The organism is Streptomonospora salina, assembly GCF_014204715.1.
In the GTDB taxonomy this organism is placed as follows: Bacteria; Actinomycetota; Actinomycetes; order Streptosporangiales; family Streptosporangiaceae; genus Streptomonospora; species Streptomonospora salina.
In genome coordinates, this window is sequence record NZ_JACHLY010000001.1 from 3,106,671 (window position 1) to 3,126,148 (window position 19,478).

20 protein-coding genes are annotated in these 19,478 nt (G+C 72.1%); 10 read left to right on the forward strand and 10 right to left on the reverse strand.

The annotated features are described in order from the left end of the window. Positions 1 to 36 precede the first annotated feature (36 nt). The gene (locus tag HNR25_RS14240; RefSeq protein ID WP_184635832.1) at positions 37 to 822 is read left to right on the forward strand and encodes a GIDE domain-containing protein; all 786 of its coding nucleotides are present in this window, start codon (positions 37 to 39) and stop codon (positions 820 to 822) included. A gap of 124 nt (positions 823 to 946) precedes the next feature. After that, a complete protein-coding gene (locus HNR25_RS14245) occupies positions 947 to 1,309 on the forward strand; it encodes a DsrE family protein (protein WP_184635834.1) in 363 nt (120 codons plus the stop codon). Positions 1,310 to 1,447: 138 nt separating this feature from the next. Here HNR25_RS14245 and HNR25_RS14250 read toward each other — a convergent pair whose 3' ends face one another. From HNR25_RS14250 to HNR25_RS14270, 5 genes are all read right to left on the reverse strand, one after another. Continuing rightward, on the reverse strand, positions 1,448 to 2,194 hold the full coding sequence (locus HNR25_RS14250; protein WP_184635836.1) for a phosphoglyceromutase: 747 nt from the start codon (positions 2,192 to 2,194) through the stop codon (positions 1,448 to 1,450). 95 nt (positions 2,195 to 2,289) lie between these two features. Continuing rightward, complete coding sequence (locus tag HNR25_RS14255; RefSeq protein ID WP_184635839.1) at positions 2,290 to 2,808, reverse strand: YbjN domain-containing protein; 519 nt, start codon at positions 2,806 to 2,808, stop codon at positions 2,290 to 2,292. A gap of 88 nt (positions 2,809 to 2,896) precedes the next feature. Then, positions 2,897 to 4,147: a D-inositol-3-phosphate glycosyltransferase gene (gene mshA / locus HNR25_RS14260; protein WP_184639311.1), complete on the reverse strand. Its 1,251-nt coding sequence runs from the start codon at positions 4,145 to 4,147 to the stop codon at positions 2,897 to 2,899. A gap of 402 nt (positions 4,148 to 4,549) precedes the next feature. Beyond that, entirely contained in the window at positions 4,550 to 5,536 is a 987-nt protein-coding gene (locus HNR25_RS14265; protein ID WP_184635841.1) for an alpha/beta hydrolase, read from the reverse strand. Positions 5,537 to 5,558: 22 nt separating this feature from the next. After that, the gene (locus HNR25_RS14270) at positions 5,559 to 6,086 is read right to left on the reverse strand and encodes an O-acetyl-ADP-ribose deacetylase (protein WP_184635844.1); all 528 of its coding nucleotides are present in this window, start codon (positions 6,084 to 6,086) and stop codon (positions 5,559 to 5,561) included. Positions 6,087 to 6,458: 372 nt separating this feature from the next. Between HNR25_RS14270 and HNR25_RS14275 the strand changes: the two genes are divergently transcribed. From HNR25_RS14275 to HNR25_RS14285, 3 genes are all read left to right on the forward strand, one after another. Beyond that, on the forward strand, positions 6,459 to 6,821 hold the full coding sequence (locus tag HNR25_RS14275; protein WP_184635846.1) for a BlaI/MecI/CopY family transcriptional regulator: 363 nt from the start codon (positions 6,459 to 6,461) through the stop codon (positions 6,819 to 6,821). A 3-nt stretch (positions 6,822 to 6,824) separates the two neighbouring features. Continuing rightward, positions 6,825 to 7,766: a M56 family metallopeptidase gene (locus HNR25_RS14280; protein WP_184635848.1), complete on the forward strand. Its 942-nt coding sequence runs from the start codon at positions 6,825 to 6,827 to the stop codon at positions 7,764 to 7,766. Positions 7,767 to 7,952: 186 nt separating this feature from the next. Then, positions 7,953 to 8,237 (forward strand): DUF2516 family protein, encoded by a 285-nt coding sequence (locus HNR25_RS14285; RefSeq protein WP_184639313.1) that lies wholly within the window; start codon positions 7,953 to 7,955, stop codon positions 8,235 to 8,237. Here the strand turns inward: HNR25_RS14285 and HNR25_RS14290 are convergent. The 3 genes from HNR25_RS14290 to HNR25_RS14300 all read right to left on the reverse strand — a co-directional run bounded on the left by HNR25_RS14290 (position 8,124) and on the right by HNR25_RS14300 (position 12,671). Continuing rightward, on the reverse strand, positions 8,124 to 10,529 hold the full coding sequence (locus HNR25_RS14290; RefSeq protein ID WP_246463665.1) for a hypothetical protein: 2,406 nt from the start codon (positions 10,527 to 10,529) through the stop codon (positions 8,124 to 8,126). The genes HNR25_RS14285 and HNR25_RS14290 overlap by 114 nt on opposite strands. A gap of 125 nt (positions 10,530 to 10,654) precedes the next feature. Further along, positions 10,655 to 11,605, reverse strand: coding sequence for a neutral zinc metallopeptidase (locus HNR25_RS14295; RefSeq protein ID WP_184635851.1), 951 nt, complete (start codon positions 11,603 to 11,605; stop codon positions 10,655 to 10,657). Positions 11,606 to 11,681: 76 nt separating this feature from the next. Continuing rightward, positions 11,682 to 12,671, reverse strand: coding sequence for a neutral zinc metallopeptidase (locus HNR25_RS14300; RefSeq protein ID WP_312862543.1), 990 nt, complete (start codon positions 12,669 to 12,671; stop codon positions 11,682 to 11,684). Between the two features lie 206 nt (positions 12,672 to 12,877). On the opposite strand from HNR25_RS14300, the gene HNR25_RS14305 reads away from it, so the two are divergent. Both HNR25_RS14305 and dtd read left to right on the forward strand, forming a co-directional pair. Further along, the gene (locus tag HNR25_RS14305; RefSeq protein ID WP_184635853.1) at positions 12,878 to 14,650 is read left to right on the forward strand and encodes a DUF2207 domain-containing protein; all 1,773 of its coding nucleotides are present in this window, start codon (positions 12,878 to 12,880) and stop codon (positions 14,648 to 14,650) included. 71 nt (positions 14,651 to 14,721) lie between these two features. After that, a complete protein-coding gene (gene dtd, locus HNR25_RS14310) occupies positions 14,722 to 15,147 on the forward strand; it encodes a D-aminoacyl-tRNA deacylase (protein ID WP_184635855.1) in 426 nt (141 codons plus the stop codon). Positions 15,148 to 15,180: 33 nt separating this feature from the next. On the opposite strand, the gene HNR25_RS14315 is transcribed toward dtd, so the two are convergent. Both HNR25_RS14315 and HNR25_RS14320 read right to left on the reverse strand, forming a co-directional pair. Next, positions 15,181 to 15,873: a response regulator gene (locus HNR25_RS14315; RefSeq protein ID WP_184635857.1), complete on the reverse strand. Its 693-nt coding sequence runs from the start codon at positions 15,871 to 15,873 to the stop codon at positions 15,181 to 15,183. Further along, positions 15,870 to 17,048 carry a sensor histidine kinase gene (locus tag HNR25_RS14320; RefSeq protein WP_184635859.1) on the reverse strand — a complete coding sequence of 393 codons (1,179 nt, stop codon included), beginning with the start codon at positions 17,046 to 17,048 and terminating at the stop codon, positions 15,870 to 15,872. Before HNR25_RS14320 ends, HNR25_RS14315 begins: the two co-directional genes overlap by 4 nt. Before the next feature lie 122 nt (positions 17,049 to 17,170). Here HNR25_RS14320 and phoU point away from each other — a divergent pair, with 122 nt between their 5' ends. From phoU to ispF, 3 genes are all read left to right on the forward strand, one after another. Beyond that, positions 17,171 to 17,833 carry a phosphate signaling complex protein PhoU gene (gene phoU / locus HNR25_RS14325; protein ID WP_184635861.1) on the forward strand — a complete coding sequence of 221 codons (663 nt, stop codon included), beginning with the start codon at positions 17,171 to 17,173 and terminating at the stop codon, positions 17,831 to 17,833. A 409-nt stretch (positions 17,834 to 18,242) separates the two neighbouring features. Continuing rightward, positions 18,243 to 18,725 carry a CarD family transcriptional regulator gene (locus HNR25_RS14330; RefSeq protein ID WP_184635863.1) on the forward strand — a complete coding sequence of 161 codons (483 nt, stop codon included), beginning with the start codon at positions 18,243 to 18,245 and terminating at the stop codon, positions 18,723 to 18,725. 26 nt (positions 18,726 to 18,751) lie between these two features. Further along, the gene (ispF, locus tag HNR25_RS14335; protein WP_184635865.1) at positions 18,752 to 19,234 is read left to right on the forward strand and encodes a 2-C-methyl-D-erythritol 2,4-cyclodiphosphate synthase; all 483 of its coding nucleotides are present in this window, start codon (positions 18,752 to 18,754) and stop codon (positions 19,232 to 19,234) included. Positions 19,235 to 19,478: the final 244 nt, after the last annotated feature.

Below are 19,478 nucleotides of genomic sequence, written 5' to 3' on the forward strand. Positions count from 1 at the left end.
CCGTATCACCGACGAATCGAAGAGAGGCGGCCTGGCATGCTGGTCATCGGGGTGGCCCTCCTGCTCGGCGCTGCGATCCTCGCGCCGCTGGCCGTCCGCGCCCTGCGCCGCCGGCTGAGCCGGCGCGACGCCGACGACGTGTGCCCCCGCGCCCTGGCCGAGCAGGCCGGCAGCGACGTCAGCGTCTCCGGGGTCGCGGTCGCGGGTCCCCAGGGCCCCGTCGAGTCCCGTCTCGCCCGCACCGACTGCGTCTGGCACGGCCACGAAGTGCTGCGCCACTACTGGTCGCTGACCGAGGACTCCGGGAGCGGCGAACGGGTCCGGACGCGCGCCTGCGACTCCATCGCCGACTACGGAGGCGCCGACATCCTGGGCCTCACCGGCAGCGTCGCCGCGGCCCGGCGCAACCGCCCCCCCGTGCTGATCGATCCCGAGGACGCGGCGTTCTCCGGCGCCGACCTCTGCCTGCAGCGGGTCGTGGGCCGGCCCCAGCGCGGCGTCCCGGCCCCCGCCGACGACCTCCTGCCGCGCGTCAAAGGAAGGATCTCGGGCCTGTTCCGCGGCGAGACCATCGAGTTCGAGTACCGCGAGTGGGTTCTGCGGCCGGGCGACCCGATCACCGTGCACGGCCGGGTGGAGCTGCGCGACGGCCGACCGGTCCTCACCGCGCCGCCGGACGGGCGGCTGCGCATCGAGCGCCGCCGCGACGACGACGATCGGGAGCGGCGGCCGGGCTCCGGTGCCGCCGCGCTGCTGCTGGGCGGATCGACCGTGGTCGCGGCGTGCGCGGGCGTGCTGCTGGTCCTCGCCGGAACCGCCTGAACCGGCGCCCCCGGACCGCCCGGACCTGCCCGGACCTGCCGGACCTGCCGAGCCGCGTGCTCCGGCCCGGTCGGTCCCGGCGGCCCGGACCCGCCCGCTGCCCGGTGCCGCTAGGCTGGCCCGCATGAACCGCACACTGGTGATCAAGGCCACTTCCGGGGAAGAGGACCCCGAACGCTGCAACCAGGCGTTCACCGTGGCCGCGGCCGCGGCGGCCGCCGGAGTCGACGTGTCGCTGTGGCTCACCGGAGAGGCGGCCTGGTACGCCGTCCCCGGCCGCGCCGCCTCCTTCCGCCTCCCCCACGCGGCACCGCTGCCGGATCTGCTGGAAGGCGTGCTGGCCGCCGGCCGGGTGACGGTCTGCACCCAGTGCGCCGCCCGGCGCGACCTCACCGCGCAGGACCTGATCGACGGCGTCCGCATCGCCGGCGCGCCCGCCTTCGTCGAAGAGACCCTCCAAGACGGGGCCCAGGCGCTGGTCTACTAGCGCTGCGCCCCCGTCGGCGGGACCACGGTCCGGCGGGGCGACGCCCGCGAACCGGTGCCCCGGGGTCGGGGAGCCCGGAATGCGACGGCCCCCTGCACGGGAGCGCGCAGGGGGCCGTGTGTCGGGGGCCGGTCGGGACTACTTCTTGCCCTGGTTCTTCACGGCCTCGATGGCCTCCTTGGCGGCCTCGGGGTCGAGGTACTCGCCGCCCGGCTTGCGCGGGGAGAAGTCCTCGTCGAGGTCGTAGACGAGCGGGATGCCGGTCGGGATGTTCAGCCCGGCGATGGTCTCGGGGTCGACCCCGTCCAGGTGCTTGACCAGCGCGCGCAGCGAGTTCCCGTGGGCGGCGACCAGCACGGTGCGGCCCTCGGACAGGTCGGGCACGATCGTGTCGTACCAGTAGGGCAGCATCCGGTCGACGACGTCGGCGAGGCATTCGGTACGCGGCATCAGCTCGGACGGGAGCTGCGCATAGCGGCGGTCGCCCACCTGCGAGTGCGGGTCGCCGTCGGCGATCTGCGGCGGCGGGGTGTCGTAGGAGCGGCGCCAGACCATGAACTGGTCTTCGCCGTACTCCTCGCGGGTCTGGGCCTTGTTCTTGCCCTGCAGCGCGCCGTAGTGGCGCTCGTTGAGCCGCCAGGAGCGCCGGACGGGAAGCCAGGTCAGGTCCGCCTCGTCCAGCGCGAGGTTGGCCGTGCGGGTCGCGCGTTTGAGGACCGACGTGTGCACGACGGAGGGGGAGAGGTCGGCCTCGCGCAGCAGCCGACCGCCCCTGCGCGCCTCCTCCTCGCCGGCGGCCGAGAGGTCGACGTCCACCCAGCCGGTGAACAGCCCTTCGGCGTTCCAGACGCTTTCGCCGTGTCGCAGTAGAACCAGAGTCGCCATGGCAGCCAGCCTAGCGACTCCGCCCCCGCGGAGGCGCCACAGGCTCGGGGGTCCGCACCGGCCGGGACATCCGCGGACGGCGGCGGCGCCGGGACTCAGGTGCCGGCGGTGCCGCCGTCCTCCTCGACCAGGTGGCGGAACGCCTGCAGGTTGCGCATGCTGTACCCCCGCCGGTAGCGCCACTCCCACTCCTTGCGGATGGAGGAGGCGAACCCGCGCTCCAACGCGGCGTTGAAGTTCTCGTCGGAGTAGGTCAGCACGCACCCGAGCAAGCGGTCGACCTCGTCGGGCGTGATCCCCGACAACGGGAGCCGGCCCACGATGTAGACGTCGCCCGCCTCGTCGGCGGAGAAGGCCATGCCGTACATGGCGTCGTTCTTCTGCAGCAGCCAGCGGTAGAACCCGGCCGCGTTCTCGTCGGGCTGCCGGCAGAAGAACGTCTTCACCAGAAGGCTGTGCTCGCCCGCACCGAGCCACACCATCGTGTTGAGCTTGCGCTGCCCGGGCAGTGTGACGACGAAGGACTCGGCGTCGGGGCGTTCGACGTCGAGGCCGGCTTCCTTGACCGCGGTCTCCACGGCCTCGACGGCGTCGGATCTGGCGCGGGTCGACATGTACGGGTGACCATCCCTTCGTAAGCTGCCGGGCGGTGTCGGCGTGCGGCACCGAGCCGCTGGAGCGGACCGGGGGCGTTCCGCGGGGCTACTGGCACGAGGCCATCGGGAGCCGTTCGCCGACCAGGGTTCCACGGTAGACGTCCAGCAGCCCGTCGACCGTCGCCTCCCAGCCCAATCCGGCCGCGTGGGCCACGGCCGCCGAGCCGAGCGCGTCGCGCCGGGCCGGCTCCCGGATGAGGCGGTGCACGACCCGGGCGTAGTCGTCGGGGTCGTGGCCGTCGACGAGCACGCCGGAGACGCCGTCGCGCACCGCTGTGGGCAGCCCGCCCACGCGCGCGGCGACGACCGGTGTGCCGCAGGCCTCGGACTCCACGGCCACCAGGCCGAAGGATTCGGAGTAGGACGGCACCACCGTGGCGGCGGCGGCGCGATAGAACGACACGAGCTCGGCCCGCGAGCGCGGCGGCTCCCAGCGCACGACGTCGGCGATGCCCAGGGACCGGGCCAGTTCGGCCAGGCGGCGCGGCTGGGTCTGGTCGCCGCCCGACAGCCCGCCCACGATCGCGACCACCAGTTTCTCGCGCAGCGACGGGTCGCGCTCCAGGAGCGCCGCGGCCGAGCGCAGCAGCACGTCGGGGGCTTTGAGCCGCTGCACGCGTCCGACGAACAGCAGCAGCTCGGTGTCCTCGGCCAGTCCGATCCGGCGCAGGGCCTGGCGCCGCGAACCGGGGCTGAAGACGTCCAGATCGACCCCCGGCGGCACGGTGCTGACCCGGAACGGGTCGGCGCTGTAGTGGTCAGCGAGCTGACCCGCTTCGACGGGGGTGTTGGCGACGAGGTGGTCGGCGTGGCGCACCAGGTGGTCCTCGCCGCGCACCCGGGAGTCGGGCTCTGCGGTGTCCCCCCGGGCCAGAGCCAGGTTCTTCACCTTGGCCAGGGTGTGCATCGACTGCACCAGCGGCACGCCCCAGCGCTGCGCGGCCGCCAGACCGGCGCGGCCGGACAGCCAGTAGTGGCCGTGCACGAGATCGTAGTGGCCGGGTTCGTTGCGCGCTTCGGCCTGCAGCACACCGAAGATGAACGGGCACAGGTAGTGCGCCAGGGCGGTCTTGTCCAATGCGCCGTAGGGGCCGGCGGGAATGTGGCGGACGGTGACGCCGGGCGCCATCTCCACGACGGGCGGCTGGTCCGGCCGGGTGGCGCGGGTGAAGACGTCGGTGGCGATCCCCCGGGCGGCCAGGCGCTTGGCGACCTCCACCGTGTAGACGTTCAGGCCGCCGGCGTCGCCGCTGCCGGGCTGCTCCAGGGGAGAGGTGTGCAGGCTGACCGAGGCGATCCTGCGCGGAAGCGCTCCGCCGGACGCTCCGCTCCCGCCGGCCCGCCCGGGGCCGGCCCGGCCCGCGGCCGGGAAGTGCTGTGCGGGTCCTGCCTCCAGCGCGTCAGGGGTGTCCGCCACTGCTCGATTCCCTTCCGGTGCTGTCCGTCGGTGCGCCCGTGATCCCCGGCGGAGCCGATCGGCCCGGCCGGCTCCGCACCGGATACGGGGGGTCGGGGAACGGCTGCCGTGCCCGGCGCCCGCGGCACACGGCCGCACACCTCTTCCGCTCAACAGGGGGCGGGCGCACAGTGTTCCATCATGGCCGCGCAGGGTCGGTGCCTCGGCAGCCGGGGTCGGCTATCGGGCGCGGCGACGCGCGCGGGGGACCGCGGTCGGAAACGCCTACCGCCGGGGCGGTGATCAGCCGCCCTGGCCGCCGGCGGTTCCGGCGGGCGAGGTCCAGCCTTCGACCAGGAACTCCACGGAGTCGGGGAAGGTCGGCACCCAGGTCTCCCAGGTGTGGCCCCCTTCCGGGTGCATGGTCTGGACCGTCATGTCGCGCTTGTTCAGCAGCTTCTCGAAGCGCTCGGCTTCGCCGTTGATGCTGCCCGTCTGCAGCGGCGTGTGGTCGTCTTCGCCCTCGATCAGCATGAACCGGATGTCGCGGACGCTCTTGTCGTCGAGGAGCTGGTCGGGCGCGTGGGCGTCGGGGTTGTCGCCGAAGGTGTCGCTGGGGTCGTCGACCTTGAAGTAGCCGGCCCAGCTGACGGCCTGGGAGTAGGTGCCGGGATGGCGCAGCGACAGCGCGGCCGCGCCGTAGCCGCCCATGGAGAACCCGCCGATGGCGCGCAGCGCGCGCGGACGCGTGTGGTCGCCCTCGACGGCGTCGACGGCCTTGTCGGTGACGAACGTCTCGATGTCGAAGTCGCCGTCGGCGGCGTCGCCCCATTCGGTGTCGCTGCCCCCGACTTCCTGGCCGAAGGGCGCGGCGACGACGAACTCCACCCCGGTGCGGCACATCTGGGTGTCGAGGGCCTCGCCCACGTCGGCGTCACGCACGTCGAGGTGGGTGGTGGTCGACCCGTGGAGGAGGTAGAGCACCGGCATGTCCGCGCTGTCGGGGCCGGGCGGCCGGCGCACCCAGATGGGGCGCTTTCCGTCGGGGGCTCCCTTGTCGGGTACCTCGACGATCTCGTCGGAACCGGACTCGTCGCAGGAGGCGACCTCCCCGGGGCGCGGGCGGACCGGGGATTCGCCTCCGGGAGGCATCGCGGCGCCGGCGGCCTGTGCTGCCGCTTCGCCGGACGAGGGGGCGTCCTCCCGCAGCGCCGCGAGTGTACCCGCGGTAGCTACGACGAGTGAGGACGCCACGAGTACCGCGGTTTTGCGGGAGAGTGTCGTGAACACACAGGGATCCTAAATGCCAAGGTCAAGAAGTCGGTCCGGGGTTCGAGCCGAGCGCGTGAGCGAAGGCTTCGTACGCGTCGGGACTGAATAGTGCGAATCGGATTTCACCCACTGTAGTGGAAGATTCTTGGATCGACCGCACGGCGATCTCGGCCGCATCGCCCATCGGCCAGCCGTAGACACCGGCCGAGACCGCCGGAAACGCGACGCTGGAGGCGTTCAGCCCGTCGGCGATCTCCAGGCTGCGCCGGTAGCACGACGCGAGGGTCGCGGAGCGGTCCTCGGAGGTGCTGTAGACCGGTCCGACCGTGTGGATCACCCACGTGGCGGGCATCCGGCCCGCCGTCGTGGCCACCGCATCGCCGGGCGGCAGGCCGTCGGGGTGAGACGTAGCACGTATCCGCCGGCACTCGGCGAGGACCTCGGATCCGCCGGCCCGGTGAACGGCCCCGTCGACCCCGCCGCCGCCCATGAGCGACGAGTTCGCGGCGTTGACGACGGCGTCCACCCGCTGCTCGGTGATGTCGCCCTGCACCAGAGTGATGTCCATCCTGCGTCCCTTCCGTGAAGCTACGGCACACGACTACCCCGATCCCCCACCGCTCCCACACGGCCGGGCTCCTCCGCCCCTCCGGGGCTCCTCCCGCGCCGCCGCCCCCCTCCGCCCCTCCGTTCCTCCGGCTCCGGGAATCGCGCCGATCTTGTAGCTACGGAGAGTGAAACCGGTTTCTCGTGACGGTAGCTACAAGATCGGCGCTGAGAGCGGGCGGTGCGCTTCGGGCGGTGCGCTTCGGGCCGCGGGCCGCGGAGAGCGGGGGCGATCGCGGGTATTGCGGGCTTCAGATCGGGGTAAAACCGGACTCGGCGGGCCGGAAGGCGGGCCGCGACGGCGTGTAGTACTACCCGGAGTAGACTCGGTGTCATGAATCGGCTCGGCGACCTCGAACGCGCGGTGATGGATGTACTGTGGCAGCGGAACAAGCCCCTGACGGTCCGCGACGTGGGCCGTGCGCTGGCCGACCGCGACCTCGCCCACACCACCGTGATGACCGTGCTGGACCGCCTCGCCAAAAAGGGAGTCGTGGCACGCGACCGCGAAGGGCGGGCTTGGCGCTACCGCCCGGCTGCCAGTCGTGAGAACTACGTCTCGGAGCTCATGATCGACGCTCTCGGCGAGACCGGCGACCGCGACGCCGCACTGGCGGCCTTCGTGCGGTCGATGAACGGCAACGAGGCCGAGGCGCTCCGGCGCGCGCTAGAGGATACCGACGAGCCGAGGACGTAGCCGATGGTCAGTGCCGCACTCCTCAGCGCCATCGCAGTGGGCTGCTGCGTGGCGGCGGCACGGTTCCGCCAGGCGTCATGGCCGCGCAGAGGGCCCTACGTGGCGGTCATCGTCTGGCAGGTACTCGGCCTGGCGTGGGGATTCTCCATCATCGGAGCCCTCCTCGCCTTCGGGCTCGCGCCGTACGGGCGCGGCGTCGTGGGCGGGCTGGCCGCGCTCGTCGCCGACGCGAGCTCCCACGACCTCTACCTCTCCGAGATCGCCGGAACCACCCTCGGCGCTACCCAGGTCGGGGCGGTGATCCTCGCCTTCAGCCTCACTCTGCTGCTGTTCAGCGGGCTGGTGGCGTCCTTCGTGCAGGTGGTGCGCGTGCGCCGCCGCCACCACGACCTGCTCGGGCTGGTCGCCCACGACGACCCCGAGGTTCCGGGTGCGCGCATCCTCGACCACCCCGCGGCGGCCGCCTACTGCCTGCCCGGCGTGCTGCGCTCGCAAGTGGTCGTCAGCGCCGGCGCCCTGGAGGTCCTGGACCGCAGCGAGCTCGCGGCCGTCATCGCCCACGAGCACGCCCACCTGCGCCAGCGCCACGATCTGGTGCTGCTGCCGTTCTCCTCGCTCAAGCGCGCGTTCCCGCACGTGCGCATGGTCGAGGTCTACTACCGCGCCGTCGCCCTGCTGATCGAGATGTGCGCCGACGACCAGGCGCGCCGCGAACGCTCCCCCAAGGAACTGGCGATGGCGCTGCTGCGGTTCGGCGCCTCGGGCACGTCGCAGGCCCCCGCCGGTGCGCTGGCCGCGACCGCCGACGAACCCGAGGTCCTCACGCGCGTCTCGCGGCTGCTCTACCCGGTCCAGCAGCTGACCCGCCGCCAGACCACGGCCGTGCTCAGCGCCGCGGTGACTCTGCTGTGCGCCATCACGGCGCTGTGGAGCATGCCGCTCTAGCCGGCGGCGCGCGTCGCCCCGGCTGCCGCGGCCCCCGAAGCCTTCGGCCGCGTCCGTGCGCGGACGCTCGCGGGCCGGGCACGATCGCCGGAGCTCGCGCGTTTAGTCTGGGAAAGGCCGGAGGCAGCGCCACCGGCAGACCATCCGCCACGAGGTTCGGAGCGTTTCGTGCTCGGCATCTTGGACATGCTTTGGTGGCTCATCTACGTCGCGATCTTCGTCGCCAGCCTGTACGCCCTGGTCGACGCCGTCCGCACGCCCGCCCAGGCGTTCCCCGCCATGGACAAGCAGACCAAGAAGCTGTGGGTCGGGCTGCTGTCCGTGGGGACGTTCGTCTCCTTCAGCGCCGTGTTCACCTCAATGCGGTTCTTCGTGTTCATCGCCCTGATCGCCGCCCTCATCTACCTGCTCGACGTCCGCCCCGCCGTCCGGGGCGTCGGGCGCAGCGAGGGGCCCTACGGCCCCTGGTGAATGAGGTGCATCCGGCCCCTCCTGCTCGGCGGCGCCGATCCGCTCGGTGAGCGCCGTCGCGGCGTGCAGCACCGACTCCGCGTACAGCCGGTCGCGGGTGTAGTAGGAGTGCCCCAGGACCGGCGGGTACAGCGCTTCGCCGGGCCGCACGCCGTAGTGCCGCGGATCGGGCAGCGGCTCGGCGTAGCCCGCGGCCCGCACCCGGCCCTCGTCGTCGGCCAGGACCGGACCGCCGATCGGGTCGGTGGCCCGCCACAGGTTGCGCCAGCGCTGCGCGCGCCCGCTCAGGTCGCTCAGCGCCAGCGGGCCGAAGTAGGCGGGGAAGTAGCGCGCGTACAACCGCGACAGCGGGGATCCGTGGGTCAGCAGCACCACGCGTTCGCGCACCCGCGCCGGCGCCTGCCACAGCGTCGCCGCCGCGAGCACCGACCCCTGGGAGTGGCCGGAGAGCACCACACCCGTTCCCCGGTCGGTCATGCCGGTCACACGCGCCACCAGCTGGGGAACCGCCCGTTCGGCGTAGGAGGGCGGAGCCAGCGGGTGCGCCAGGCGCGGCCAGAACGTCCCGACGTCCCACAGCACTCCCACGGCCTGGCGGGTCGGCTCGTCGCGGTAGGCGCTGCCGCCCACCGTCACCAGTGCCGCGAGGAAACCGCCGCCCAGGAACGAACCCACCGCCGCCAGCGCCGTCAGCACCTCCTGCGGCCATTCGCGGGCGACGCCGCCCGGCGGCTCCGGGCCGTACCCGCCGGCGGGCACCGCGCTCAGCTGCCCGGTCAGCACCGAGTACAGCACCAGCACCACCAGCGCTGCGAGCGGCAGCAGCAGCGCGGCCACCGATCGCGGCAGGTACTCCGTGGCACCGCCGAAGGCCCGGGCGCGGGCGATGGCGGCGGTACGGGCGGCATCGGCCGGTCGGCCGTACACCGCCGCCACGTCCGCGGCTTGGGCGCGCGCCCGGTGCCGCAGCAGCGCCGCCACCGCGCCGGCGCACAGCAGCGCGACCAACGCCTCCAGTGTGAACGCGAGCTGCAGCCAGGAGTAGGCAGCGGCGGGCCGCAGCGCGATGCAGGCGCCCGCGTCGGCGCCCGGGAAGCCGCAGCCGCCCAGCCATCCGGCCGCCTGGTAGGCCACCGCCGCCGACAGCGCACCGCCGAGCAGGGTGCCCAGGATCGCGGTCGCCGGACCGGCCGTCCCCGCCAGCGGCACGCGCTCGGGCGCCCCCGCGCCCCGGTACAGCGCGAGGGCCGCGGCCAGCAGCAGCGCGCCCAGTACGCACTGGAGGGCGAGCAGCGTGTTCAGCGTCGCCGAGTACGACGGCAGCGGCCCCGCGGCGGTCCAGTCCGGGCGCGGCACCAGCGCGTAGGCCAGGGCGGCGCCCAGCAGCGCCAGCGCCGCATCGCGCAGCAGACGGCATGCGGTGTCGGCCCGGCGGCACCACCGGGGCGGGGAGCTCGGCAGCACCGCACCCGCGGCGCTGAGCACGGCGACGCCCCCGATGAGCCCGGCGATCGGCAGGCCGGCGGCGGCACCCAGCACCGAGCCGGCGTCGTGGTGCAGGGCCGGGGCGGTCAGCAGGAAGGCCACCACCGAGACCGCCACCGCGATGTGCGCCGAGCGCAGCCGCGCCGTCGTGGCGGCGTCGCGCCAGAAGTCCGGTTCGCTCAGCGGCGCATGCGGACCCGGCGCGGGCTCGGGCAGGGCCGAGGCCACGATCGCATCGCCGCTGCGCCGCGACAGCAGCCAGAGCAGCCCGATGACGAGGACCGGCAGCAGCGCTCCCGCGGCCAGCGCCCGCGCCGGCGGCGCCCCGGGGGCGGCGAGCAGCCCTGACAGCGGGCGCAGCTCGGTGCACTCGCTGCCGTAGCCGGCGCATTGCCAGCCGATCAGGTCCATGCCCACCCCGCCCGCCGCCAATACCAGCAGTGCCGTCAGGCTGAGCGCGAGCAGGCGGGTCGCGGCGCCGTAGACGTGTTCGGCGGCGGCCATGCCGCGCGACGGGCTCTGGTGGCCGCGGGCGGGTCGCATCCAGTAGGCGATGTTGACCAGCATGAACGGGAGGAGCAGCAGCCACAGGGCCCGCGACGAGCGCCCCGACGTCAGCTTGCCCCAGGCGAATATCTCGCGGGGGACACCGGGCACGGTTTCGGTGTCGCTTTTGCGCCGCCACCGGAAGAACCCGGCGAGCGGATCGCCGGACACCCGGACGGAGGATTCGACGTCGAGCAGTTCCTCGGCCTGTCCCCCGCTGACCCCGTGCACCCGCAGTTCGACCGCCCGCATCTTCGGCATGGCGCCGATTCTCGCAGTCGGCTCCGCGGCGGGAGGGTGCGCTCAGCGGCCGGAACCGGGCGCCGCACCGTCGGCGGACCGGACCCGCCGGTTCCCGGTACGGGCCCCGCGTCCGGGGCCGGGTGTCACTGGACGACCGAGTCGTCCTCGACCGACCACGTGTTGCAGGCGCCGGGGGACTGCTGCTCCAACCCGTGCTCCATCCACAGGACGCTGTTCTCGGCGCTGCCGTGGGTGCGGTCCTCGGCCGGGGCGTCGGCGCGGTCGGCCGTGGCCGCGGCGTCGTCGAGGACGGCGTCGATGTCGTGGCCGTCCAGCGGGTAGCTGACCTCGACCGCGCCCAGGAAGGCGCCCGCAAAGCAGTTGGCCTGCAATTCGGACTTTCGGGTCCACGCGTTCCTCGCGACGCGGGAGTCCTCGTCGGCGCGCCGGTCGTGGTAGTACTCCAGCAGACCGGATTCGCCCTGCACGTGGTGGCCGTACTCGTGGGCCAGTAGCGAGGCGTAGACCGCGCTCTCCTCGCTGCCGCCCCATTTCTCGACCACGTCGCCGGTGCCGATGTAGATGCTCGTGTCCGCACGGCAGTAGAACGCGCCGGCGGCCGAGGGGTAGTCGCGGCACGGGCTGGATCCGCCTTCGCTCCAGTAGACCCGCTGCGGCGGCTCGAAGGGGATCCCGGCCTCCTCGAACTGGCGCTTCCAGGCGTCGTCCAGGCAGTCGGTGACCGCGTCGAGGAACCGCTCCATGGAGGAGGGGGTGTCGACGTCCAGGTGCGGCGCCGGGCAGGGCAGCGGCATCAGCCGGCCCGTGGTGTAGACGGGGTTGTCGACCAGCGCGGACCGGCCGGTGGGGCGGGCGTCGGCGGACGGATCGGGCGTGGCCGCGAGGTCGGGGTCGGACCGGCCGGAGGCGGGCGCGGGGTCGGAGCCGAACCTGCCGGTGTCGTCGACCGCTACGACCGCGAGCAGTGTCAGCCCCAGCAGCAGAGCGGCCAGGGCGGAGCACAGCGCCGCTCGGCGGTCGGCCGTGCCGCCGCCGTTCCGGCCGCTCGGCGGCCGACCGGTGAACGCCCCCATGCGCTACCCGCCGGACCGGGTCAGTCCGGCCGCGGCGCGGCCGGCCGGGGGGCCGCGCCGGTGTTCGTCTCGGTGCTCACTCGACCAGTTCCTTTCGCGCTTGCCAGGTGTTGCACGCCGCCGGGTCGCCCCGGTCCATGCCGTGGTCGGTCCACATCCGCCCGTTGTCCGGCGATCCGTGTGTGCGGTCGCCGCGCGGGGGATCCGCGCGCCGCTCGGCGTCGGCGAGGATGTTGGCGTGCTCCTGCGCATCGATCGGGTAGCTGTCGGATACGGAGCCGAGGAAGAGTCCGCCCAGGCAGTTGGCCTGCAGCTCGTTGCGCCGCGTGAGTCCGTCCTTGGCGGCGTCGTCGCCCTCGCCCGCCCGCACGCTGTGGAAGCGGCTCAGCACGCCCGCCTCGCCCTGGACGTGGTGGGCGTACTCGTGGCTGAGGAGGAACGTGTACCGCTCAGGGTGGTTGCTCTTCGCCGATGTCTCCACAATGTCCTGGATACCCAGATAAAGGCCTTCATTCGCCTGGCAGTAGAAAGCGGATGATCCGGCGGCGGGATAGGTTCCGCACGGGCTCTGGCCGGCGGTGTACCAGTAGATCCGGTTGGGCGGATCGAACTCGACGCCGGAGTCGGCCAGCTGTTCGCTCCACGCGGTGTCCAGGCAACCGGTGATCTCGTGCAGGAAGTTCTCCATCGATGCCGGATCGTCGGCGTCGAGCCGGGGCGCGGGGCAGGTGACCTGCGACATCTCGCCGCTGCTGTAGAGGGGGTCGGCGGCGAGGGCGCCGGTACCCGAATCCTGCGGCGCCGGTTCCCCGCCCGCCATCGGAGCCGCCCCCGGTCCTTGCGGCGCCGGACCGGCTCCGGAAGGACCGGACAGCGCGGAAACGCTGACGAACGCGGCGAAGCCCATCGCGGTCAGCCCGGTGAGCAACACCAGTGTGACGCCCAGACCCAGCCGCTGGCGGGGCCGGCGCGCGTAGGACGGGAGCGGGTAGGAGCCGGTCCCCGGGCGCCTGCGGGTGCCGCGCGCGTCCGCGGCCGGGCCTGTGCGTGCAGTACGTTGGGCCACCCGCGGTTCCACCTCCCCCTCGGTGCTGTCCTCGGCTCGGCGGCGGGTCCACCGGGCCAACCACGATTATGGCGGTCCGTCGCGAGATGTGCAGGTACCGGCCGGTTTCGGACGTTCGACCCTACGGCACCACGAAGCACCGCCGTGCCTGCGCGGAACTCGGGCGCGTACCTCCCGGACGGAACCGAACGATAGGCTCTCACCCCATGTGGCGGGTTGGAATCGCGCGGACGGCGGCCGCGGCCGCGGCCGCCGGGCTCGCGCTGTGCGCGCCCGCGGCCGCCTGGGCACAGGACGGCGCCACACCCTCGGCCCAGGCGTCCCAGCCCGCCTCGCTGCCCGACGACGGGCAGCGCAGTGTCACCAACGACATCCGGCTCGACCTGGGCGAGAAGGGTGTGCTGCACGCCGAGGAGTCCATCGCGTTCGGCGAGGATCCGCCCGAGGAGTTCGTACGCACCCTGCCGGTGCGCGAACCCTACGACGCCGAGCGCAGCCGGATCTACGAAGTCGACGGGATCTCGGCCGTCGACGGCGGCGGACGCCGCATCCCCGTCTCCACCCACGAGGACGACGGCACGCTGGACGTGCGCATGGAGACCGCCGGGCACTCCGCAGCCGTGCTGAGCTACACCGTCCGCGGCGCGGTGGACCCCGTGGGCGGCGGCACCGAGCTGGAGTGGACCGCCGTGGCCGGATACGGCCGGACCGTCGCCGAAACCACCGTCGTCGTCGACGCCGCGGCGCCCCCCAGAGCCCTGTCGTGCACGGCCGGCCGCGCGCGCAGCTCCATCTACTGCACCTCCTCCGACATGGGCGGCCACGAGGCGGCCCGGGCGCGCTTCCTGCAGACCGACATGCAGCCGGAGGAGAGCCTGCACATCGTCGTGAGCTATCCCGCCGACGCCATCGGCGGCGAAGCCATCATCGAACGCGACTGGTCGCTGACGTCGGCTTTCGCCATCACCCCCGCCACCGCGACCGTCTTCGGGCTGCTGCTGCTCGTTCCCGTGGGCATACTCCTCGCCCTCATCCGGATCCGCGGCCGCGACGAGCGCGCGATACGCACCGAGGCCTCCGCGGGCGACAGCGCCCCCGTCGACGCCTCCGGCGCGGGCGGCGAGGACGGCAGCGTCCGCTTCCGGCCACCCGACGACGTGCATCCCGGGCAGATCGGCACGCTCATCGACGAGCAGGCCGACGTCGTCGACATCACCGCCACCGTGGTCGACCTGGCCGTGCGCGGCCACATGACCATCCGCGAACTCCCCCACGCCCAGTACTCGGCGACCGACTGGCGCCTGGACCGGGCCGCCGGCCCCCTCGACGACGCCCTTCTGGGCTACGAGCGGCTGCTGCTGGACGCCCTCTTCCAGGACGCCGACCAGGTCAAGCTCTCCGAACTGGGACACAGCGGCTTCCCCGACCGCCTCGTCGATGTCCGCGAGGAGCTCTACCGCGACATGGTCCGGCTGAAGTGGTTCGCCAACAAGCCCAACCTCGAACGCAACCGCTGGACCACCGCCGGCATCGGCATCACCGTGCTGGGCGCGGTCCTGACCGTGGTGCTGGCCGTCGCGACCCAGTGGGCCTTCCCCGCCCTCGCCGTCGCCATCGCCGGCTCCGCGGTCACCGTCGGCGCCCAGTACATGCCCGCGAAGACCCGTCAGGGCAGCGTGGTCTTCGCGCACACGCTGGGTTTCCGCTGCTATCTGCTCGACGCCGGAGCCGAGGACGTCCCGCGCGAGGACCGGGTGGCCGTGTTCTCCCGCTACCTGCCCTACGCGGTCATCTTCGACAACGTGGACCGCTGGGCGGCCATCCTGGCGTCGGCGAGCGGCGAGTGCGCCGCAGACCTGCCCTGGTACAGCGGCCCCGACGACTGGCGGATGGAGGACTTCGCCGACTCCATCCGCTCCTTCACCCTGACACTGACGGGTGTGATCTCCAACACGCGCCAGTTCCGCACGCTGCGCTGAGCGCGGACCCGGCCGGCCACCCACCTGCACACGCACCACACCCGATACACGCAACGACGAGAGGGGCGATCATGCGGGCGGTCCTGCAACGGGTCGCGCACGCCGCGGTGAGCGTCGACGGCGAGATCACCGGCGAGATCACCGGACCGGGGCTGCTCGCGCTGGTCGGGGTCACCCACACCGACACCGCCGCCGAGGCCGCGAAGCTGGCAGCCAAGATGTGGCGTCTGCGCATCCTCGACGGCGAGGCCTCGTGCTCCGACCTCGGGGCGCCGCTGATGGTCGTCAGCCAGTTCACCCTCTACGGCGACGCCCGCAAGGGCCGCCGGCCGACCTGGCAGGCGGCGGCCCCGGGCGCTGTCGCCGAACCGCTCGTCGACACCGTGGTCGCCGAACTGCGCGACCTCGGCGCCCACGTAGCGACCGGCGTGTTCGGCGCGCAGATGTCGGTGTCGCTCACCAACGAGGGGCCGTTCACCGTCGTCGTCGAGGTGTAGGCCCCGCCCCGCGTGCCGGGGGGTGCGGCCCGCCTACTCCTCGACGCCCGCTTCGAACTTGTAGCCCAGCCCGCGCACCGTCAGGATGAACTCCGGGTTGCCCGGATCGTGCTCGACTTTGGCCCGCAGCCGCTTGACGTGCACGTCCAGGGTCTTGGTGTCGCCTACGTAGTCGGCGCCCCAGACGCGGTCGATCAGCTGCATCCGCGTCAGCACCCGTCCGGCGTTGCGCAGCAGCACCTCCAGCAGTTCGAACTCCTTGAGGGGGAGCTGGATGCTCTCACCGCGGACCGTCACCACGTGCCGCTCCACGTCCATGCGTACCGGTCCCGCCTCCAAGGCCGTGGGGAGCATGGCCTCGTCCTCGCCGCGCCGCCGCAGGACGGCACGGATCCGGGCGACCAGCTCGCGGGAGGAGAACGGCTTGGTCACGTAGTCGTCGGCGCCCAGCTCCAACCCCACGACCTTGTCGATCTCGCTGTCCTTGGCGGTCAGCATGATCACGGGGACGTTGGACTTCTGCCGCAGCGTCCGGCACACCTCGGTGCCGGGCAGGCCGGGCAGCATGAGGTCGAGCAGGACGAGGTCGGCGCCGGACCGGTCGAAGGCCTCCAGCGCCACCGTCCCGGTCTGGGCGACCGCGACTTCGAACCCTTCCTTGCGCAGCATGTACGAGAGGGCATCGCTGTAGGATTCCTCGTCCTCAACGACGAGTACACGCGTCACTGTGCTGCCTCCTGATTTGGTGTGTCGCCGGGGCGGGGACGCTCCCGGGCCTGGGCGTCGGGCAGACGCAGTGTGAACGTCGACCCCGAGCCTTCCTTGCTCCACACGGTGACTTCACCGCGGTGGTGGGTCATGATGTGCTTCACGATCGCCAGCCCCAGCCCGGTGCCGCCGGTCGCCCGGCTGCGCGCGGCGTCGACGCGGTAGAAGCGCTCGAAGATGCGCTCCAGGTCCTGGGCGGGGATGCCGATTCCCTGGTCGGCGATGCTGATCTCCACCATGCCGTCGGCGGACTCCACCGAGATCGACACCCGGGTCCGCTCGGGGCTGTAGGCGACGGCGTTGGCGACCAGGTTGCGCATCGCGGTGGCGAGCAGGCCCTCTTCGCCGAACGCGACGGTGCCCTCGGTGCCGCTGGCGACGAGCTCGATCTCCTTGGTCTCGGCGGCGGTGCGCACCGCGTCCATCGCCTCCTCGACGACGACCTCGACCGGGACCCGGTCGGGGTCGGCCATCGGTTCGGCGCCCTGGATGCGGGAGAGGGTGATCAGGTCCTGGATCACGCTGTTCAACCGGGACGCCTCTTGCTGCATGCGCCCCGTGAAGCGGCGCACCGCCTCGGGGTCGTCGCTGGCGTCGGCGATGGTCTCGGCGAGCAGGGACAGCGCGCCGACGGGGGTTTTCAGTTCATGGCTGATGTTGGCCACGAAGTCGCGACGGACCGCTTCGACGCGGCGCCGCTCGGTCTGGTCCTCGGCCAGTACGAGCACCAGCCCCGTTCCCCCCAACGGTGCCACGCGCACCGCGAAGGACGTGGAATCGGGGCCGAACTTGCGAACGGCCACTTCGATCTCGGTCTCGCGGATGACGCCGTCGCGGCGCACCTGTCTCGCCAGGGCGAGCAGGTCGCTGATGACCAGCTCCTCGCCGCGCACGATCCCGTAGGCGCGCGCGGCCGAGCTGGCGCGCAGCACCCGGTCGGCGGGGTCGAGGACGACCGCGGAGGACGGCAGCGCCGCGAGGACCTCCGCGATGCCGGACGGCAGTTCCGTTTGGCGCGGCGGCTCCTGGGCGCGTGTCCCGCCTGATTCGCTGATGCGGAACGCCAGACCCGCCGCGACGCCTGTCACGAGACCGACGAGCCCCGCGATTGCGGCGAGCAGTTCTCCTTGCACATTTCGATCGTAAGCCGCAGATGCGCTCCCGTACCCTGCTGACCACGGGTTGCTACCGAGGTTCCGCGACTATTCACCGATGATTCCGCGATGATTCAGCTACGAACTGGGACGATGTGAACATGCGCGATACGTATCATGAGGAGCTTGACTCCCTCAGCGAGCGCCTCGTCGAGATGACGCGGCTTTCCCGCCACGCGGTCGCCCGCGCGACCACCGCCCTGCTCGACGCCGATCTCAACGCGGCACAGGAGGTCATCTCCGGCGACGAGGACATCAACCGGCTCGACGAGGAGATCGAGGCCACGGCGTTCGATCTGATGGCCCGCCAGCAGCCGGTGGCACGTGACCTGCGCATCATCATCACGTCGTTGCACATGGCCGGCGACCTTGAGCGCATGGGCGACCACGCGGTGCACATCGCGAAGATCGCCCGCCGCCGCCACCCCGACTCCGCGATCCCGGCCGAGCTGCGTTCCACCGTGCTGGAGATGGGCCACCAGGCCGAGCTGCTGGTCATCAAGGCCGGTGAGGTCGTCAACCAGCGCGACGCCGAGACCGCCAAGGAGATGGACTCCGACGACGACCGGATGGACAAGCTCCGCCGGCGGCTGCTCACCCGCATCCTCGACCCCAACTGGCGGCACGGTGTCGAGGCCACGATGGACGTCACCTTGGCCGGGCGGTTCTACGAGCGGTTCGGCGACCACGCCGTGCACGTCGCCGACAACCTGATCTACATGGTGACGGGGGAGCGGACCCGGGAATCCGAATCGGAGGTGTGAGCGTTATCGGCGGGCGGGCCGCAACGGCGGTCCGCCGCTCCGCGGCAGCGGTTCGGGTGAACCGCCGCCGGGGTGGGGAACCCGCGGCCCCCGACCGCTTTGGGGCGGTCGGCTGAGGCGGTGCGTCCGTGCCCGCCCGTTGCGCGGTTCCGTGACCGAAGTGAGACCATGGAGCCGGGGAAGGGCTCCTTCGGGCGGCCGCGGTGTGCCGACCGGCGGCCGCGCACGGCAGACGGGTGGCCGCCGCTCCGACTGCAGTCGGGTACTCATTCCGGGTGACCGGAAGCACCTGGCGAGGGCTTTGTCAAGACCCCGAATGCGGCACTGACCTGGGCGTACGTAAACCGAATAGGTACGTTAAGTCACAGATTCGTGGTATCCTGGTGGTAGCGGAAGGGGTACTTGTCACATGACTTTCAAGGTCGGCGACACCGTTGTCTACCCCCATCATGGGGCTGCTCGTATTGAGGCGATCGAGACACGCACCATTAAGGGCGAGGATAGGACCTACCTCGTTCTCCGGGTGGACAAGGGTGATCTCACAGTACGCGTACCGGCGGAGAACGCTCAGGACGTCGGGGTACGCGACGTGGTCGGGCAGGACGGCTTGGACCGGGTCTTCGAGGTCCTGCGCGCACCGCACACCGAGGAGCCCACGAACTGGTCGCGGCGCTACAAGGCGAACCTGGAGAAGCTCGCGTCCGGCGACGTCAACAAGGTCGCCGAGGTCGTGCGCGACCTGTGGCGGCGCGACAAGGAGCGCGGACTGTCCGCCGGTGAGAAGCGGATGCTCGCCAAGGCGCGCCAGATTCTCGTGAGTGAGCTTGCACTCGCGGAGAAGACCAACGAGGACAAGGCCGAGGCTCTGCTCGACGAAGTTCTCACGGACTGACACCAGCCACAGCTAACCATTTAATTATGCCGAGAATTCCGAGGGTGGGCGTCGGTACCGACGTCCACCCTTTCATGTCCGGAAGAATTCTTTTCCTCGCCGGATTGGAATGGTCCGACGAAACGGGGGTCAGCGGCCATTCCGACGGCGACGTCGCCGCCCACGCGGCATGCGACGCGCTGTTCTCGGCCTGCGGGCTGGGTGATCTGGGCAGCCAGTTCGGCACCGATGACCCGCGGTGGAAGGGGGCGTCGGGTACCGGGCTGCTCGCCGAGTCCGCGGCACGGGTGCGCATGGCCGGCTTCGCGGTCGGCAACGTCGCGATCCAGATCATCGGTAATCGACCGAAATTCGCTCCGCGCCGTGCGGAGGCCGAACGAGTCCTGACGGAGGCGGTAGGCGCCCCGGTCACGGTGTCGGCGACCACCACCGACGGCCTGGGGCTGACCGGCCGCGGCGAAGGCATAGCCGCGATCGCCAATGCGCTGTGCATGCCGGAGCAGGACTGAAGAGCGCTCCCGGAGCCGGCGCCGGCATTCCGACCGGCGGCGGGCGCCCGGGGCATTCACGTATCGCGGCAGGCGCGCAGCGGAAGCGCCGCACCCGGAATCGGCGGTTCGAGGCGGCGGCGTCCGATCGCGCATAGTCGAGCGAAATACTATCCATACCCGATCCGCTGCGGCTTATGCATCCGAATGCGGCACGGCCGGGCGAATTCTCCGGAACGCATTCCCTCCGGGCTCCGGCGACACG

Excerpts from the sequence above, each read along its gene's own strand:
- HNR25_RS14240 (WP_184635832.1), top strand. The coding sequence starts at position 37 with ATGCTGGTCATCGGGGTGGCCCTCCTGCTCGGCGCTGCGATCCTCGCG.
- HNR25_RS14245 (WP_184635834.1), top strand. The coding sequence starts at position 947 with ATGAACCGCACACTGGTGATCAAGGCCACTTCCGGGGAAGAGGACCCC.
- HNR25_RS14250 (WP_184635836.1), bottom strand. The coding sequence starts at position 2,194 with ATGGCGACTCTGGTTCTACTGCGACACGGCGAAAGCGTCTGGAACGCC.
- HNR25_RS14255 (WP_184635839.1), bottom strand. The coding sequence starts at position 2,808 with ATGTCGACCCGCGCCAGATCCGACGCCGTCGAGGCCGTGGAGACCGCG.
- HNR25_RS14270 (WP_184635844.1), bottom strand. The coding sequence starts at position 6,086 with ATGGACATCACTCTGGTGCAGGGCGACATCACCGAGCAGCGGGTGGAC.
- HNR25_RS14275 (WP_184635846.1), top strand. The coding sequence starts at position 6,459 with ATGAATCGGCTCGGCGACCTCGAACGCGCGGTGATGGATGTACTGTGG.
- HNR25_RS14280 (WP_184635848.1), top strand. The coding sequence starts at position 6,825 with ATGGTCAGTGCCGCACTCCTCAGCGCCATCGCAGTGGGCTGCTGCGTG.
- HNR25_RS14285 (WP_184639313.1), top strand. The coding sequence starts at position 7,953 with ATGCTTTGGTGGCTCATCTACGTCGCGATCTTCGTCGCCAGCCTGTAC.
- HNR25_RS14290 (WP_246463665.1), bottom strand. The coding sequence starts at position 10,529 with ATGCCGAAGATGCGGGCGGTCGAACTGCGGGTGCACGGGGTCAGCGGG.
- HNR25_RS14295 (WP_184635851.1), bottom strand. The coding sequence starts at position 11,605 with ATGGGGGCGTTCACCGGTCGGCCGCCGAGCGGCCGGAACGGCGGCGGC.
- HNR25_RS14305 (WP_184635853.1), top strand. The coding sequence starts at position 12,878 with ATGTGGCGGGTTGGAATCGCGCGGACGGCGGCCGCGGCCGCGGCCGCC.
- dtd (WP_184635855.1), top strand. The coding sequence starts at position 14,722 with ATGCGGGCGGTCCTGCAACGGGTCGCGCACGCCGCGGTGAGCGTCGAC.
- phoU (WP_184635861.1), top strand. The coding sequence starts at position 17,171 with ATGCGCGATACGTATCATGAGGAGCTTGACTCCCTCAGCGAGCGCCTC.
- HNR25_RS14330 (WP_184635863.1), top strand. The coding sequence starts at position 18,243 with ATGACTTTCAAGGTCGGCGACACCGTTGTCTACCCCCATCATGGGGCT.
- ispF (WP_184635865.1), top strand. The coding sequence starts at position 18,752 with ATGCCGAGAATTCCGAGGGTGGGCGTCGGTACCGACGTCCACCCTTTC.